This window comes from Phreatobacter sp., assembly GCF_016793595.1.
Lineage (GTDB): Bacteria > Pseudomonadota > Alphaproteobacteria > Rhizobiales > Phreatobacteraceae > Phreatobacter.
On the sequence record NZ_JAEULY010000002.1, the window covers coordinates 281871 to 298614 of the forward strand.

General features: G+C 66.8%; 15 protein-coding genes. 9 read left to right on the forward strand and 6 right to left on the reverse strand.

Annotation, left to right across the window (positions count from 1 at the left end):
* Positions 1–34 precede the first annotated feature (34 nt).
* From JNK84_RS01995 to JNK84_RS02005, 3 genes are all read left to right on the forward strand, one after another.
* The gene (locus JNK84_RS01995) at positions 35–1219 is read left to right on the forward strand and encodes a protein-glutamate methylesterase/protein-glutamine glutaminase (protein WP_293419974.1); all 1185 of its coding nucleotides are present in this window, start codon (positions 35–37) and stop codon (positions 1217–1219) included.
* Entirely contained in the window at positions 1216–2082 is an 867-nt protein-coding gene (locus JNK84_RS02000; RefSeq protein ID WP_293419977.1) for a CheR family methyltransferase, read from the forward strand. Before JNK84_RS01995 ends, JNK84_RS02000 begins: the two co-directional genes overlap by 4 nt.
* 116 nt (positions 2083–2198) lie before the next feature.
* The gene (locus JNK84_RS02005) at positions 2199–2951 is read left to right on the forward strand and encodes a sulfite exporter TauE/SafE family protein (RefSeq protein WP_293419980.1); all 753 of its coding nucleotides are present in this window, start codon (positions 2199–2201) and stop codon (positions 2949–2951) included.
* Positions 2952–3020: 69 nt separating this feature from the next.
* Here JNK84_RS02005 and JNK84_RS02010 read toward each other — a convergent pair whose 3' ends face one another.
* Together JNK84_RS02010 and JNK84_RS02015 are read right to left on the reverse strand one after the other, a co-directional pair.
* Positions 3021–3746: an outer membrane protein gene (locus tag JNK84_RS02010; RefSeq protein ID WP_293419983.1), complete on the reverse strand. Its 726-nt coding sequence runs from the start codon at positions 3744–3746 to the stop codon at positions 3021–3023.
* Between the two features lie 391 nt (positions 3747–4137).
* Positions 4138–4911, reverse strand: a complete 774-nt coding sequence (locus JNK84_RS02015; RefSeq protein ID WP_293419986.1) for an outer membrane protein — start codon at positions 4909–4911, stop codon at positions 4138–4140.
* A 299-nt stretch (positions 4912–5210) separates the two neighbouring features.
* Between JNK84_RS02015 and JNK84_RS02020 the strand changes: the two genes are divergently transcribed.
* The 4 genes from JNK84_RS02020 (at position 5211) to JNK84_RS02035 (ending at position 11366) form a co-directional block, all read left to right on the forward strand.
* Positions 5211–6836: an acyl-CoA synthetase gene (locus JNK84_RS02020; protein ID WP_293419988.1), complete on the forward strand. Its 1626-nt coding sequence runs from the start codon at positions 5211–5213 to the stop codon at positions 6834–6836.
* A 165-nt stretch (positions 6837–7001) separates the two neighbouring features.
* On the forward strand, positions 7002–8651 hold the full coding sequence (locus JNK84_RS02025) for an FAD-binding dehydrogenase (protein ID WP_293419990.1): 1650 nt from the start codon (positions 7002–7004) through the stop codon (positions 8649–8651).
* Positions 8652–8657: 6 nt separating this feature from the next.
* Positions 8658–9284, forward strand: coding sequence for a LysE family translocator (locus JNK84_RS02030; protein WP_293419992.1), 627 nt, complete (start codon positions 8658–8660; stop codon positions 9282–9284).
* Between the two features lie 174 nt (positions 9285–9458).
* On the forward strand, positions 9459–11366 hold the full coding sequence (locus JNK84_RS02035; RefSeq protein ID WP_293419994.1) for a propionyl-CoA synthetase: 1908 nt from the start codon (positions 9459–9461) through the stop codon (positions 11364–11366).
* A gap of 67 nt (positions 11367–11433) precedes the next feature.
* On the opposite strand, the gene cysK is transcribed toward JNK84_RS02035, so the two are convergent.
* Both cysK and JNK84_RS02045 read right to left on the reverse strand, forming a co-directional pair.
* On the reverse strand, positions 11434–12411 hold the full coding sequence (cysK, locus tag JNK84_RS02040; protein WP_293419996.1) for a cysteine synthase A: 978 nt from the start codon (positions 12409–12411) through the stop codon (positions 11434–11436).
* A 205-nt stretch (positions 12412–12616) separates the two neighbouring features.
* Entirely contained in the window at positions 12617–13021 is a 405-nt protein-coding gene (locus JNK84_RS02045; RefSeq protein WP_293419998.1) for a PaaI family thioesterase, read from the reverse strand.
* Positions 13022–13179: 158 nt separating this feature from the next.
* Between JNK84_RS02045 and JNK84_RS02050 the strand changes: the two genes are divergently transcribed.
* Positions 13180–13545 (forward strand): ArsR/SmtB family transcription factor, encoded by a 366-nt coding sequence (locus JNK84_RS02050; RefSeq protein WP_293420000.1) that lies wholly within the window; start codon positions 13180–13182, stop codon positions 13543–13545.
* Positions 13542–14075 (forward strand): SRPBCC family protein, encoded by a 534-nt coding sequence (locus tag JNK84_RS02055; protein WP_293420002.1) that lies wholly within the window; start codon positions 13542–13544, stop codon positions 14073–14075. Before JNK84_RS02050 ends, JNK84_RS02055 begins: the two co-directional genes overlap by 4 nt.
* 4 nt (positions 14076–14079) lie before the next feature.
* On the opposite strand, the gene ampC is transcribed toward JNK84_RS02055, so the two are convergent.
* Positions 14080–15255, reverse strand: coding sequence for a class C beta-lactamase (gene ampC, locus JNK84_RS02060; protein WP_441343195.1), 1176 nt, complete (start codon positions 15253–15255; stop codon positions 14080–14082).
* A 228-nt stretch (positions 15256–15483) separates the two neighbouring features.
* Positions 15484–16185: a response regulator transcription factor CtrA gene (gene ctrA / locus JNK84_RS02065; RefSeq protein ID WP_293420006.1), complete on the reverse strand. Its 702-nt coding sequence runs from the start codon at positions 16183–16185 to the stop codon at positions 15484–15486.
* Positions 16186–16744 lie beyond the last annotated feature (559 nt).

Consider the following 16744-nt stretch of genomic DNA (forward strand, 5'->3'; position numbering starts at 1 on the left):
GCTCCCCTTCGTGTGCGTATTCGAGTAGCGGCGTATGAGTGTAGCGTCAGTGACAGGTTCCCCGCTGGGAACCGCGGCCCCCGCGGCCGATCCGATCAAGGTGATGGTCGTCGACGACGCCGTCGTGGTGCGCGGGCTGGTCGGCCGCTGGGTCGCCGACGAAACCGACATGGTCCTGGTGGCGAGCCACCGGTCGGGCCGCGATGCCGTGGCCGACATTTCCCGCAAGAAGCCCGACGTCGTCATTCTCGACATCGAGATGCCCGACATGGACGGGCTGACCGCGCTGCCGCTGATGATCGCGGAGAAGCGCGACCTCATGGTGCTGATGGCCTCGACCCTGACGCGCCGCAACGCCGAGATTTCGCTCAAATGCCTCTCACTCGGCGCCGCGGACTATGTGCCGAAGCCGGAGTCGAACGCGGGCGTCACCACGTCTCCAGCTTTCAGGCGCGAACTGATCGACAAGATCCGCGTGCTCGGCCGTCGGCGCAAGGTCGCCGGCCGGACGTTCCGCGCCACCACCGCAATCGCGCCGGCCGCCGCCGGCCAGAGGGTCGCGGCACCCTCGATCGTGCCGCCGTCCGCTGCCTTCCATGACCATGCGGTGAAGCTGCGGCCCTATGGCACGACGCTGCCGAAGGTCCTGCTGATCGGTTCATCCACCGGCGGTCCGCAGGCGCTGACCGTCGTGCTGAAGAGCCTCGGCTCCTTCATCGAGCGCGTGCCGGTGCTCATTACCCAGCACATGCCGCCGACCTTCACCACCATCCTCGCAGAACATGCCGCCAAGGCGACCGGGCGTCCGGCCGCGGAGGGGCGGGACGGCGAACCGGTTCTTCCCGGGCGGATCTATGTCGCGCCCGGCAGCAAGCACATGATCGTCAAGAAGACCGGCGGCACCACCGTCATCCATCTCGACGACGGCCCGCCGGTCAATTTCTGCAAGCCGGCGGTCGATCCGATGTTCACCTCAGCCGCGCAGGTCTGGGGTGCCCAGGCATTTGGATGCGTGCTGACCGGCATGGGCCATGACGGCGCCCACGGCGCCGGCGACATCGTATCGGCAGGCGGCAGCGTCATCGTCCAGGACGAGGCCACCAGCGTCGTCTGGGGCATGCCCGGCGCGGTCGCCCAGGCCGGCCATGCCGCGGCGGTCCTGCCGCTCGACCAGATCGCCCCGAAGATTGTTCGCGTGTTCTCCGGAGACCGGTCGTGACCCCTCTCGACTACGACTACCTTCGCGGGTTCCTCAAGGCGCGCTCCGGGCTGGTCCTGTCCAACGACAAGCAGTACCTGATCGAGAGCCGGCTCATGCCCATCGTGCGCAAGCAGGGCATGGCTGGCATTCCCGAGCTCGTCCAGAAGCTGAAAGTGCCCGGCAACGAGGCGCTCGCCTCGAAGGTCACCGAGGCAATGACCACCAACGAGAGCTTCTTCTTCCGCGACAAGACGCCCTTCGACCACTTCAAGGAAGTGATGCTGCCGGCGTTGATGAAGGCGCGGGCCACTCGCCGCCATATCCGCATCTGGTGTGCCGCCGCCTCGACGGGGCAGGAGCCCTATTCGCTGGCCATGATCCTGAAGGAGATGGGGCCGCAACTCGCGGGCTGGCGGTTCGAGATCATCGGCACGGACCTGTCGGGCGATGTGCTCGACCGCGCCAAGGCCGGCGCCTACACCCAGTTCGAGGTTCAGCGCGGCCTGCCGATCCAGATGCTGCTGAAGTACTTCACGCAGAACGGCGACCAGTGGGTGATCTCCCCCGAGATCCGCTCGATGGTCCACTACCGCACGCTGAACCTGCTCAACGACTTCTCGGCGCTGGGTCAGTTCGACATCGTCTACTGCCGCAACGTGCTGATCTATTTCGACCAGCCGACCAAGATCGACGTGCTGAACCGCACCGCGCGCCTGACTGCCTCCGACGGCTACCTGCTGCTTGGCGCGGCGGAGACGGTGGTCGGCCTCACCGATGCGTTCAAGCCGGTGGGCGACCGGCGCGGCCTTTACGTGCCGGCCGAGAAGGTCGCCCAGCCCGCGCCGAAACTGGTTGCGCTTGCCGGGGGTCGGGTGGCCTGACGGGCCTCCCGATCCCGCGGGGAATGGCAGGGCGCCCGAGGGTGCCCTTCGTCATGAGGGGGAGGCCATGCTAGGCGTGCGCGCCCTGGCTTCGTGACCGCCGAGACCGATCCCCGATGATCACCGATCCCGTTTTCTACGCGGTCGCCGTTCCCGCGGTCACGCTCTACGGGTTGTCGAAGGGCGGCTTCTCGGGTGTCGCCATCCTGTCGACGCCGCTGCTGGCGCTCGCCGTTCCGCCGATCCAGGCGGCGGCGATCATGCTGCCCGTGCTGATCGTGCAGGATGTCGTCACCGTCTGGAGCTACCGGAAGACCTGGGACGCGCGGACGCTGCTGCACCTCGCTCCCGGCGCGCTCCTTGGCATCGCCGCCGGATTCCTCTTCGCATCATGGGTCTCCGATTCGGCGGTCAGGATCATCGTCGGTCTGATCGCCGTGTCGTTCTGCCTCGACCGCTGGATCCGCAGCGGCGCGCGTATCGAGGCGAGGCCGCACGACTGGCGCTCGGCCACGGTGCTCGGCGCCATCTCCGGCTACACCAGCTTCGTCATTCATGTCGGCGGGCCGCCGTTCAACATGTACGCCCTCGCGCGCGGGCTCGCGCGCGACGTGTTCGTCGGCACGGCCGGCCTGTTCTTCGCGGCGGTGAATCTCGTGAAGGTCGGGCCGTTCATCGCGCTCGGGCAGCTGACGGTCGAGAATCTTGGCACCGCCGCCGTGCTGTTCCCGCTCGCGGTCGCGGCCAATCTCGCGGGCATCTGGATGGTGCGGCGCGTGCCGGCGGCGCTGTTCTACCGCCTGATCTACGGCCTGACCTTTGCGGTCGGCTGCTTCCTGCTGGTCAGCGGCATCAGGGCCTATCTTTGACCCCCTGAATAGAAAAGGGCCGCCCGGAGGGCGGCCCTTCCTTATCCGATCCCGTGGGGATCGAAAGGCTCAGTAGCGAGCGACGATGGCCGACGGGCCGGTCGAGAACAGGTAGCTCACGCCCAGGCGCACGGTGTGCGTCGTGGTCTTGAAGCTCGCATTGGTGATCGCCGTGACCGGCGAGCCGGCGTAGTTCACGTTGCGACGGCCGAAATCGGTGTAGCGATACTCGAGGCTCGCAACCCAGTTCGGGGTGATCGCGTACTCGACGCCGGCGCCGACGGTCCAGCCGAAGCGGGCACCCGAAGCGCTGACACCGACCGGAGCGCCGATGTTGATGGCGCGGTAGTCGAGGCCGGCATAGGCAACACCACCCGTGGCGTAGACATGGACGCGGTCAACCGCGACGCCGAGGCGGGCGCGGGTCGAACCCTGCCAGTTCAGGCGGGTGAAGTAGTCAACGTTCGTCGCACGAGCCGAACCGCGGAGGCTGGAAGCCTCGATGTCGGTGACGAGGCCGAGGACGATGTTGTTGATCTGCCAGTTGTAGCCGAGGTGGACACCGCCGGTGACGCCGTTGGTGCTGTAGGAGCCCGAGTCGGCGAGGGTGTTGGCGGCAACTGCCGTGCGACCCCAGCCGTAGCCGATCTGGGCGCCGACGAACACGCCGGACCAGTTGAACACGGGAGCGACGACGGCGGCGGCGATCGGGCCGCGCGGCGAGCCGAGATCGGCAGCCTGGGCGCCGGTGGCGAGGGCGGCGATGGCCGCGCCTGCGAGGAGGAACTTCTTCATGGCTATGTCCTTGTCATTGCCGGCCGCAGTTTCCTACCGCCGTGCCTCTCTATGTGCCCGTGGTGGACGCTGATAGCCGGCCCCCTCCCTGGCCATCCTCGTCCGAACGGAGCGCGAGGGATAAAGGCGTAAGGTTAGAAATCAACTACCAATCGCGTGAGCGGCGGGGGGTGCTTCCGGAGCCCCCAATGATCGCGTGGGGCCTGTGTCGCGGCAGCCACACGTGCCGCTGCGTAACATCTGGTGCAATGCGGTAAGTCGCGGCATGTGCTGGCGAATTGACGGAAATTGTCCGCACGCCAGATTCGCAGGCAAGTCGCTGGCTGGGCCTGCCCCGAAAGCGAAGGGCCGCCCGAGGGCGGCCCTTCGAAGGCTCGGGTGTCGGGGGGGGTCAGTAACGGGCGATCACCGCGCCGCCACCGGTGGCGAACCGATAGTTCACGCCGACCCGCAGGATGTGACCGAATTGCTGGGTATCGAAGAACTGGATGATGCCGCCGCCGCCCGTGAAGGTCGAGCCGACGCGCTTGGGCTCGAAGTGGTAGTAGAGATACTCGCCCTTGATCGACCAGTTCTGGTTGAAGGCGTATTCGACGCCGCCGCCCATGATAACGCCGAACTGAATTTTCGACGTGCTTGGCGCGAGCAGGGCGACAGGCGCGCCGGGGCCGGTGAAGATGCTGCTGCGGAAATCGGCGAAGATGATGCCGGCGGTGCCGTAGACGAGAGCATTGCCGAAGGTGATGCCGGCGCGCGGCCGGAACGAAGCGTAGAACGCACTCTGCGCTCTGCCGAAAGTGGTCGCGGTTTGCGGCAGGTAGGCCGTCGTGTTCTGCGCCCCAAGCCAGCCGAGCTCCGCCTCGAGGCCCAGCACCACGCGGCCGTACTGCCAGTTGCGGCCGGCCTGAAGGGCAGCCGTAAAGCCACTGGAGCCGGCGCGCCAGTTGTTCCGCCCGAACCAGAAGGCGTTGTTGGTGGCCAGCCGGTCACCGTAGATCGAGTTGTTGCGCTGCCAGCCGACGGTAGCGCCGACATACCAGCCGTCCCAGGTGAAGCCCATGGCCGGCACCGCGAGCGGGGCGGCAACATCGGCGGCGCGAGTGGTATCGGGTGCCGCGCTCAGGGCCGCGACGGTGGCGCAGGACAGGACGAACTTCTTGAGCATGACAGGTGGCCTTCGGAACCGGATTGAACCAGGTGTTCGGCAAGCACTGCGACATGCCCGCGCTCAGCGGAGGCGGTCCCGGCAGTCTGCGGTCGAAACGCCCAGACGACAAGAAGGCCGCTTCGGTTCTGCGGCGTGTCGTGTCCTTATCCCAGCGTCAGTTGCCTGAATGTCACAAATTGCCACCCAAAATTGCAGGTCATGTCGAGTGATCTGGCTGACCGCTGCGACGCCGGCAATCGAGTTGAATGCAACCCGGCCTGCACCTAGGCTTGAATCGACAGCATGCGGAGCGCGCCATGGCGAGCAGCTATGATACGGATCTTGAACGCAACCCGGCCAACTACCAGCCGCTGACGCCGATCACTTTCCTGGAGCGCGCCGCCCGCGTCTTCCCCGACCATACCGCAGTGATCCATGGCCGCATCCGGCGCAGCTACGCGGAGTTCTACGCCCGCTCGCGCCGGCTCGCCTCGGCACTCGCCAAGGCAGGCGTCGGCAAGAACGATACGGTCGCCGTCATCTGCGCCAACACGCCGGCCATGCTCGAATGCCACTACGGCGTGCCCATGTGCGGCGGCGTGCTCAACACGCTCAACACGCGGCTGGACGCGGCGATCATCGCCTTCTCGCTCGATCACGGCGAGGCCAGGGTTTTCATCGTCGACCGCGAGTTCTCCAAGCTCGCGCGGGAGGCTTTGGCGCTCGCCAAGGTGAAGCCCATCGTCATCGACTACGACGACCCCGAATATGACGGGCCGGGCGAGCAAATCGGCTCCATCGAATACGAAGCCTTCATCGCCGCCGGCGATGCCGACTATGCGTGGCAGCGTCCGGGCGACGAGTGGGATGCGATCGCGCTGAACTACACGTCGGGCACGACGGGCAACCCGAAGGGCGTCGTCTATCACCACCGCGGCGCCTATCTGCTCGGCATCGGCAATGTCGTCACCTGCGGCATGGCCAAGCATCCCGTCTATCTGTGGACGCTGCCGATGTTCCACTGCAACGGCTGGTGCTTTCCCTGGTCGATCTCGGCGGTCGCCGGCACCCATGTCTGCCTGCGCTGGGTGCGCGCCAAGGCCATGTACGACGCCATTGCCGACCATGGCGTGACGCATCTCTGCGGCGCGCCCATCGTCATGAGCCTGCTGCTCAACGCTCCTCCTGAGGAAAAGCGCGAGATCGGCCGCACGGTGTCCTTCTTCACCGCTGCCGCGCCGCCGCCCGAAGCGGTGCTCGCCGCGATGAAGGCCGCCGGCTTCGACGTGACCCATCTCTACGGCCTGACCGAGACCTATGGCCCCTCTGTCATCAACGACTGGAACCGCGACTGGGACGCGCTCGACAGCGCCGACTACGCCGCCAAGAAGGCACGGCAGGGCGTGCCCTATGTCGTGCTGGAGGACATGACCGTCATGGACCCCGAGACCATGGTTCGCGTGCCCGCCGACGGGCAGACGCTCGGCGAGGTCATGATGCGCGGCAATGTCGTGATGAAAGGCTACCTGAAGAACCCCAAGGCCTCGGACGAGGCCTTCGCCGGCGGCTGGTTCCATTCCGGCGACCTCGGCGTGCTCTATCCGGACGGCTACATCCAGCTCAAGGATCGCTCCAAGGACATCATTATTTCCGGCGGCGAGAACATTTCCTCCATCGAGGTGGAGGACGTGCTGTTCAAGCATCCCGCCGTTCAGGCGGCCGCCGTGGTGGCGAAGCCGGACGACAAGTGGGGCGAGACCCCTTGCGCCTTCATCGAGCTCAAGCCGGGCACGAGCGCGACGGCCGATGAAATCACCGCGTGGTGCAGGCAGCATCTCGCGAGCTTCAAATGCCCGCGCACCGTGATCTTCACCGAGCTGCCGAAAACCTCGACGGGAAAGATCCAGAAATTCGTGCTGCGCGAGATGGCGAAGGCGGCGTAGGCCTCAACGGGAGCGGCCCTGCGCCGTCCTTTCCGTCATGGCCGGGCTTGTCCCGGCCATCCACGTCTTGAACACTGTGCCCGGAAAGTCGTGGATACCCGGCACAAGGCCGGGCATGACGAAGCGAGATTTGCGGCATCAAGACCGCCTCCAGGGGAGAAACGCATGGACGCCGACGTGATCGTGGTCGGAGCGGGGCTTGCCGGTCTTGTCGCCACCGCCGAACTGGCCGCTGCCGGCCGCAAGGTGATCCTGCTCGACCAGGAAGGCGAGCAGAATCTCGGCGGGCAGGCCTTCTGGTCGTTCGGCGGGCTGTTCTTCGTCGATAGCCCCGAGCAGCGCCGCATGGGCATCAAGGATACGTTCGACCTTGCCTGGCAGGACTGGCAGGGCTCCGCCGGCTTCGACCGCGCCGAGGACGACTGGGGCCGGCAATGGGCCGAAGCCTATGTCCATTTCGCCCATGGCGAGAAGCGCGCCTGGCTGCACGAGCAGGGCATGCGCTGGTTCCCGCTGGTCGGCTGGGCCGAGCGGGGCGGGGGGCTCGCCACCGGCCATGGCAATTCCGTGCCGCGTTTCCACGTGACCTGGGGTACCGGGCCCGCCGTCATCGCGCCGTTCGAGAGGCGGGTGCGCGAGGCGGCCTCGCGCGGCCTCGTCGACATGCGCTTCCGCCATCGCGTCAACGGGCTGACGAAATCGGCCGGCGTGGTCGATGGCGTCGAGGGCGAGATTCTGGAGCCGACCTCCGTCGCGCGCGGCGAGGCGTCGTCGCGCACGGCCACGGGATCCTTCGCCCTGAAGGCGCAGGCCGTGCTGGTGACCTCCGGCGGAATCGGCGGCAATTTTGACCTCGTCCGCAAGAACTGGCCGGAGCGGCTCGGCAAGCTGCCGGACTTTCTTGTCTCCGGCGTACCGGCCCATGTCGACGGGCGCATGCAGCTGATCACGGAGGGGGCCGGCGGGCGCATCGTGAACCGCGACCGCATGTGGCACTATGTCGAGGGCATCCGGAACTGGAACCCGATCTGGCCGCATCACGGCATCCGCATCCTGCCCGGCCCTTCCTCGATCTGGCTCGATGCGACGGGCAGACGCCTGCCCGCGCCGAACTTCCCCGGCTTCGACACGCTGGCGAGCCTCGAACACATCGTGAAGACCGGTCACGGCTATTCGTGGTTCGTGCTCTCGCGCGCCATCATCAAGAAGGAGTTCGCGCTGTCGGGCTCCGAGCAGAACCCCGACCTCACCAACAAGTCGATCGCCGGCATCCTGTCGCGGCTCGGCAAGGGCCTTCCCGCTCCGGTGCAGGCCTTCATGGACAAGGGCGCCGACTTCATCGTCGAGAACGACATTCTCACCCTCGGCCGGCGCATGAACGAGCTGGTCGGCACCGACCACATCGACCCGGAGGCGCTGAAGCGCGAGATCGAGGCGCGCGACCGCGAGATCGACAATCCCTTCTCCAAGGACATGCAGGTCATCGCCATTCGCGGCATGCGGAACTATCGCGGCGACAGGCTCATGCGCACCGCCCCGCCGCACAAGATCCTCGACCCGAAGAACGGGCCGCTCATCGCGGTGAAGCTCAACATCCTCACCCGCAAGACGCTCGGCGGCCTGCAGACCGACCTGGACGGGCGGGTGCTCACCGAAGGCGGCGTGCCGCTCGGCAATGTCTATGCCGGGGGCGAGGTGGCGGGCTTCGGCGGCGGCGGTGTCCACGGCTACCGGGCGCTGGAAGGCACGTTCCTCGGCGGCTGCATCTTCTCCGGCCGCACGGCGGGGCGGGCGGCGGCCAAGGCGGTGGAGTGAAGCATCATGCTCGGCATTCACGACTTCTGGCTCTTCGTCCTCGCCGGCCTCCTCCTGAACATCACGCCCGGCCCCGACATGGCGCTGGTCATGGGGCGCTCGCTGCGCGACGGCGCGAAGGCCGGCGCGGTCGCCGCGCTCGGCATCGGCGCCGGCTCCTTCGTCCACATCGCCGCGGCGGCGCTCGGCCTCTCCGTGATCATCGCCACCTCCGCTTTCGCCTTCGCCGTCGTGAAATGGGTGGGTGCGGCCTACCTCATCCTCATGGGGCTGATGCTGCTGCTGGCCCGGCCGGCGGACGCGGCGCACGCAGAGCTGAAAGCCGCATCGCTGCCGTCGGTGTTTCTGCAGGGGTTCCTGACCAACGCCCTCAACCCCAAGGTGGCGCTGTTCTTCCTCGCCTTTCTGCCGCAGTTCATCGATCCTGCCGCGCCGCAGAAGGCGCTTGCCTTCATTGTGCTGGGCCTTGCCTTCAACGTCACGGGCACGGCCTGGAACCTGCTGGTCGCCTGGGGCGCGGCGAGGGCGGCCGGCTTCCCGGCCGTTCGCAGCGCGCGGGTCTGGCTCGACCGCGCGCTCGGCGCGCTGTTCCTCGGCCTCGGCATCCGGCTGGCGCTGTCCGAACGACTGTGACCAGGCGCCGGGCCGGCTGCGACGAAAGTCTCGCGTCGCCGGCATCTGCCGAAAGGCAGGGCGGCGGTTGCTTCCGCAGCGCTCCGGGTGGCAAATGCGCCAGCCCCCGAGAAGAATGGCGACCCGCGCGGAAGGTATTCGCGCAGGGCCGCCTGCGAGGCGAGGAGACGTGCCATGGATGCAAAAACCCCGTCGCGCTATCCGCGAGTCTATGCCGAGTGGCAGGCCGATCCGGTCGCATTCTGGGCCGAACAGGCCAAGGCCATCGACTGGGTGACCCCGCCGAAGACCGTGTTCGATCCGGGACAGGGCGCCTATGGCCGCTGGTTCGTCGACGGCGTCTGCAACACCTGCTTCAACGCGGTGGACCGCCACGCCGCGAGCCGGCCCGATCAGGCCGCCATCATCTATGACTCGCCGGTCACGGGTACGAAGCGCAGCATCTCCTTCGCCGAGCTGAAGCACGAGGTCGCGACCTTCGCCGCCGTGCTGCAGGGCCTCGGCGTGACCAAGGGCGACCGCGTCATCGTCTATATGCCGATGGTGCCGGAGGCGGCGATCGCCATGCTCGCCTGCGCGCGCATCGGCGCGATCCACTCCGTTGTATTCGGCGGTTTCGCGGCCAAGGAACTCGCCACCCGCATCGACGATTGCCAGCCGAAGGTCATCGTCTCGGCCTCCTGCGGCATCGAGGGGCAGAAGGTCGTCGCCTACAAGCCGCTGCTCGACGGCGCCATCGATCTCTCGGCCTCGAAGCCACAGGCCTGCGTCATCCTCCAGCGGCCGCAGGTCGCCGCGCCGCTCACCGAAGGCCGCGACCTCGACTGGACCGACCTCGTCGCCGGCGCCAAGGCTTCCGGCCGCGAGGCGGACTGCGTGCCGGTCGCCGCCACCGATCCGCTCTACGTGCTCTACACGTCCGGCACGACCGGCAAGCCGAAGGGCGTCGTGCGCGACAATGGCGGCCATCTCGTCGCCCTCAACTGGTCGATGACCAATCTCTACGGCGTGCAGCCCGGCGAGGTGTTCTGGGCGGCCTCCGACGTCGGCTGGGTCGTCGGCCATTCCTACATCGTCTATGCGCCGCTGATCGCCGGCATCACCTCGGTTCTCTACGAGGGCAAGCCGGTCGGCACGCCGGATCCCGGCGCCTACTGGCGGGTCATCTCGGACCACGGCGTCGCCGCCATGTTCACCGCGCCGACGGCCTTCCGCGCGATCAAGAAGGAAGACCCGAACGCCGAGCACCTGAAGCGCTACAAGCTGGACACGTTCCGCACGCTGTTCCTCGCCGGCGAGCGCGCCGACCCGGACACCGTGCTCTGGGCGGAGAAGATCCTCGGCGTGCCGGTCATCGACCACTGGTGGCAGACGGAGACCGGCTGGTGCATCGTCGGAAACCCGGTCGGTCTCGGCATGCTCACGGTGAAGCCGGGATCGCCCACGGTGCCGATGCCCGGCTACGACGTGCGCATCGTCGACGAGGCTGGCAAGGATCTGCCGGCGAACACGATGGGCTCGATCGTGGTAAAGCTGCCGCTGCCGCCGGGCGCCTTCCCGACGCTCTGGCACCAGGACGAACGCTTCAAGGAAAGCTATCTCTCGCAGTTCCCCGGATTCTACTCGACCTCGGATGCGGGCTTCGTCGATGACGAGGGCTATCTCTACATCATGGGTCGCACCGACGACATCATCAACGTCGCCGGCCACCGCCTCTCCACCGGCGGCATGGAGGAAGTGCTCGCCTCGCATCCCGATGTCGCGGAATGCGCGGTCATCGGCATGGCCGACAGCCTCAAGGGTGAGGTGCCCTGCGGCTTCGTCGTGCTGAAGGCGGGCGTCAACAAGCGGCCGGAGGAGGTCGAAAAGGAGCTCGTCGCGCTGGTCCGCGAGAAGATCGGCCCCGTCGCCGCCTTCAAGCTCGCCATCGCCGTCACGCGCTTGCCGAAGACGCGATCGGGCAAGATCCTGCGCGGCACGATGAAGAAGATCGCCGATGGCGCCGAATGGTCCATGCCGGCGACCATCGACGATCCCGCGGTCCTCTCCGAGATCGAGGACGCGCTGAAGACGCGGCGCTGAGGCAAACGCCTGTCGGCCAATCGCTAGAAAGCCCTCTCCCGGCGGGAGAGGGTTTCGGAAGCCATTTTTACAGTCCGTCGAACAGCGCCGTCGAGAGATAGCGCTCGGCGAAGCTCGGAATGATTACGACGATGGTCTTGCCGGCGCTTTCCGGCCGCTTGCCGATCTCCAGCGCCGCCTGCACCGCAGCGCCCGCCGAAATGCCGGTCGGGATGCCCTCGGATTTCGCGAGTTCGCGCGCCAGCGCGAAAGCCTGATCGTTCGAGACCTGCACGACCTCGTCGATGACCGAGCGGTCGAGGATATCCGGCACGAAGCCCGCGCCGATGCCCTGGATCTTGTGCGGACCGGGATTGCCGCCGGACAGGACCGGCGAGTCCGCCGGCTCGACCGCGACGATCTTCACGTCCGGCTTGCGGGCCTTCAGCACCTGGCCGACGCCGGTGATCGTGCCGCCGGTGCCGACGCCCGATACGAAGACATCCACCTTGCCATCGGTGTCGTTCCAGATTTCCTCGGCCGTGGTGTGACGGTGGATTTCGGGGTTGGCCGGGTTCTTGAACTGCTGGGGGATGATGGCGTTCGGGTTTTCGGCCGCCAGTTCCTCGGCCTTGGCGACCGCGCCCTTCATACCCTTCGGGCCTTCGGTCAGCACCAGTTCCGCGCCGAGCAGGGCCAGCATCTTGCGGCGCTCCAGCGACATGGTCTCGGGCATGACGAGGACGAGGCGGATGCCCCGCGCGGCCGCGACGAAGGCGAGCGCGATGCCCGTATTGCCCGATGTCGGTTCGATCAGCACCGTGTCCTTGGTGAGTTTGCCGGACGCCTCGATGGCGTCGATCATGGCCACGCCGATGCGGTCCTTCACCGAGGCGATGGGGTTGAAGAATTCCAGCTTGGCGAGGATCGTCGCCTTAGAGCCATGGGCCTTGGCCAGCTTGTCCAGCTTCACCAGCGGCGTGTCGCCGATCGTCTCGGTGATCGAATTGTAGATGCGGCCACGGCCGGGCTTGCGGGTCTTGTCGGGCGAGACGTGGGCGGTCATGGCGGCACCTCGGCGGTGGAAGTCGGGCCGGGATAATGGGGCGCGATGAAAGAATTTTCTATCTGCCTGTAATCGATACAACCAATAAAGATTGCGCGTTCTCGCTGGTATCAGGCGTGGGGAAGAAAAATCTTCACCGCCCCCTATCGGGAGAATACATCGCGGCGTGTCGTGTTCCGTGCTGCGGACAAGGCCAGCGTAGGCGTTACAGCACCATCTGCGTCTGGGTCACCAGCGCCACCGCCTTGCCGTCGCCGCGGGTGATCCGCGTCTGCCAGACCTGCGTGCGGCTGCCGCGATGGACCGGCGTCGCGGTCGCGGTCAGCATCTCGCCGACCGGGCCGGAGCTGAGAAAGTTCGTCTTGCTCTCGATCGTGGTCGTGCCCTTGGCGCCCTGCGGCAGATTGATGAAGGTCGCGGCCGCCCCCACGGTATCCGCAAAGGCCATCAGGGCGCCGCCATGGACGATCGAATCCGCCGTGCAGAGGTCGGGCCTGACCGTCAGTTGCGCCACCACTTCGTCCGCGCGTGCCGAAACGAACTCAACGCCCATCAGCACGGCGAAGGGCAGGGGGTGGTTCTTCAGCATGTCGAGCGCGGCGACGGCCATGACGGGCTCCCTGGTCAATGGGACGGCAGGCTCGCCGGCTGAGCCGCGGGGGTCAATGACCTCGATGGTCATCGGGCTCCTCGCCGGTCGGCGCGTCGGGTTCCCAATATTCAACGCATCGGTTGACAATCAAGGCGCGACAGGCAATATTCAACTTTATGGTTGAATATCAGGCCGCCCAACTCGACACCGTCTTCCACGCCCTCGGCGATGCCACGCGCCGGCGGATGCTGCGCGAACTGGCGCAGGGCGACCGGACCGTCGGCCAACTCGCCGAGCCCTTTGCCATCTCGCTGGCGGCCGCCTCCAAGCACATCAAGGCGCTGGAGAATGCCGGCCTGATCCACCGTGAGGTGCGCGGCCGCACGCATCATTGCCGGCTGGCTGCCGAGCGGCTCGCCGCCGCCCATGAATGGCTCGGCTACTACGAGCGGTTCTGGACCGGCCGCCTCGACATTCTCGAACGGCTTCTCCGCGAGGAGGCCGCGAAGACATCCCCAGCCCCCGAAGGAGACGACCCATGACCGCGACCCTGCTGCGTTCCGCCTATGGCGAGCTTTCCGAGCCGATGACGCTGACCATCCAGCGGGTGCTTCCCGGCACGGTCGAGCGCGTCTGGGCCTATCTGACCGAAAGCGATCTGCGCCGTCAGTGGCTGGCGTCAGGCGAGATGGAAATGAAGGTCGGCGCGACCTTCGAATTCGTCTGGCGCAACGACGAGCTGAGCGACCCGCCGGGCAAGCGGCCCGAGGGCTTCGCCGAGGAGCACCGGCTCAAAAGCGAGATCACCGAACTCGATCCGCCGCGCCGGCTCGGCATTTCCTGGGGCGCGACCGGCGGCGTCACCTTCGAGTTGCAGCCGCGGAGCGACGGGGTCCTGCTGACCATCGTGCACAAGCGCGCGACCGACCGCACGACGCTGCTCAATGTCAGCGCCGGCTGGCACCGCCATCTCGACATTCTGGAGGCGCGGATGAACGGCCAGAAGCCGGACACGTTCTGGGACGGCTGGCTGCGCCTGAAAAAGGACTACGAGGCCCGCTTCCCGGCCTGATGCCTCACGGCGCCCCGGCCGCCAGCGCTTCGAGCACGGCATGGGCGGCGGCGATGCGGGCGGGGATGGGCAGGGCCCGGTTCGCCAGCACGACGATGCCGATGCGCTTCTGCGGCACGACGGCGACATAGGCGCCGAAGCCGCTCGTGGACCCGGTCTTGTTGAACAGGGCCGGGCCCGCGGGCCTTAGCGGCGGCGTGATCGCCGTCGCGGGATGCGCGTCCATCGCCATGGTCGTGGCATTGCCTGCGAGAAGGCGCTCCAGCGTGACAGGCCATGGGTACTGTTCCCAGCCGAGGCCCTGCACCATCTCGCCGACCCGGAAATGGCCGACCTGTGTCGCCTCGACCGCGCGGCGCATGGCCGGTTCCAGTGTCTCCGGCCGGATATTGGCTTCGACGAAGCGGATGAGGTCTGCCGCGGAGGTCTTCACGCCATAGGCTTCGGCGCCGAGCAGGGCCAGGCCGACGCTCACCCGCGTCGGACGGTTCTGCCGGTTATAGCCCATGGCGTAGCGCGCCATGGCGGCTTGCGGCACGCGGATGTGGCTGTCGCGCAGGCCGAGCTTGGGAAACACGTCCCTTTCCATGAGATCGGCAAAGGGCCGTCCCATCGCGGCGGCGGCGAGATGACCGAACAGGCCGATGCTGGGATTGGAGTAGCGACGCTGCGCGCCCGGAGCCGCTGCCGGCTGCCACGCGCGGAAATAGTCGATCATCGTGCCGTTTCGGACTGTCGCCGGGAACTGCAGCGGCAGGCCGCCTGCCGTGTAGGTGGCGAGATGCAGGAGGCTCGCCCTGTCGATGGCGCCGCCGGCAAGCGACGGCATGAAGCGGCTCGGACGGTCGCCGAGCGACAGACGGCCCTGCACCTCGGCATAGGCTCCGAGCGTCGCCGTGAAAGCCTTGCTGACCGAGCCGATCTCGAACAGCGTGTGCTCGCTCACCGGCTGGCGCGTCTCCCGCGAGGCGATGCCGAAACTGAAGAAGCGCTGCCGTCCGCCGGCGGTCCCGGCGATGGCAAGGCCCGGGACATCGTGCTCTGCGAGCAGGGGGCGCATCGTTCGCTCGACCAGGGCCGCGATGCGGTCGGGTCGCTCCTCGGCGCGGACCGGGAGCGATGCGAGGCATATGATCGCGACGGGGAGGGCGAGTTGCCGCGCGGCGCGTGGGAGCGTGATCAAGGCGGATTTCCGTCTCGTGGAAACAGTCTGCGTCGGGCGCTTGCCTGCGGTGCCTAAGCGCCAGGCCCCGGCGCAACAAAAAGCCCCGCGCGGTTTCCCGGCGGGGCCCTCGTCGTCCGGCGGCATTTCATCCGTACTCGCCAGACTTTCGAAACTGCTTGTGCCAGCCGGCCGTGACGGCCGTGTGACGCGGCTGCAGCGCAATTGTTGCCGCAGCGAAAAGGATCAGGCGGGAATCCGCTCTTCGAGCTCGGAGGGCTCGCGCAGCACGTAGCCGCGGCCCCAGACCGTCTCGATGAAGTTCTTGCCGTCGGAGGCGTTGGCGAGCTTCTTGCGCAGCTTGCAGATGAAGACGTCGATGATCTTCAGCTCGGGCTCGTCCATGCCGCCGTAGAGATGGTTGAGGAACATCTCCTTGGTCAGCGTCGTGCCCTTGCGGAGCGAGAGCAGCTCCAGCATCTGGTATTCCTTGCCCGTCAGGTGGACGCGCTGGCCGCCGACCTCGACCGTCTTCTGGTCCAGGTTGACCAGCAGGTCGCCGGTGGTGATCACCGACTGGGCATGGCCCTTCGAGCGCCGCACGATGGCGTGGATGCGGGCGACCAGCTCGTCCTTGTGGAACGGCTTGGTCAGATAGTCGTCGGCGCCGAAGCCGAGGCCGCGAACCTTATCCTCGATGCCGGCAAGGCCCGACAGGATCAGGATGGGCGTCTTGACCTTGGCGACCCGAAGCGACTTCAGCACTTCATAGCCCGACATGTCGGGCAGGTTCAGGTCAAGTAGAATGATATCGTAGTCGTAGAGCTTGCCGAGGTCGATGCCTTCCTCGCCCAGGTCCGTCGTGTAGACGTTAAAGCTCTCGGACTTGAGCATCAGCTCGATGCTCTTCGCGGTGGCGCTGTCATCTTCGATCAACAGAACGCGCATGCCCATCCCCTTCCGCTGACCCTAAGTCGGCTACCCCGTCCGAGCGGACGAAGCAGGCGCCTGGCATAGCGATCCCGTGCCCCCGCCGCCGCGCGGGTAGCGCTTGGGATCCGTCCCCGTTCACTGATTCGACGCTACGCCCTAATGGTTAACAAACAGTGATTCGCGGGGGCAAGAGTCTTCGCAAAATATTTCTGCGACTCACTCCAACCCTCTGTCGAATCGACCATTTCGGTCGGCTCGTCGAGGTACAGGTCCTGCCTTTCCGCAACCGGGGCGCGTCGTGGGTCGTTGCAAACGAACCCCTAACGGCTGCGGACGCCATTAATCGGCTGACAACGATCATTAACGGGGCGAGTTAAGGAAGGGTTACGCCGCCGGGCGGAATCCGGGCGCGAACTGGCTTTACTTTGAATCGAACCGGAGCGGAGCTGTTAAATCTCGCCACGGATGAGGCCCGCCGCGGCGGCAGCGGGCCGTTTTCGGCGGCGAACCGGGGAAGGGACGAGCCGCACCGAATGGGCAGTTTCTACCGGGGGCATGGTTAACCGCCGGTAAA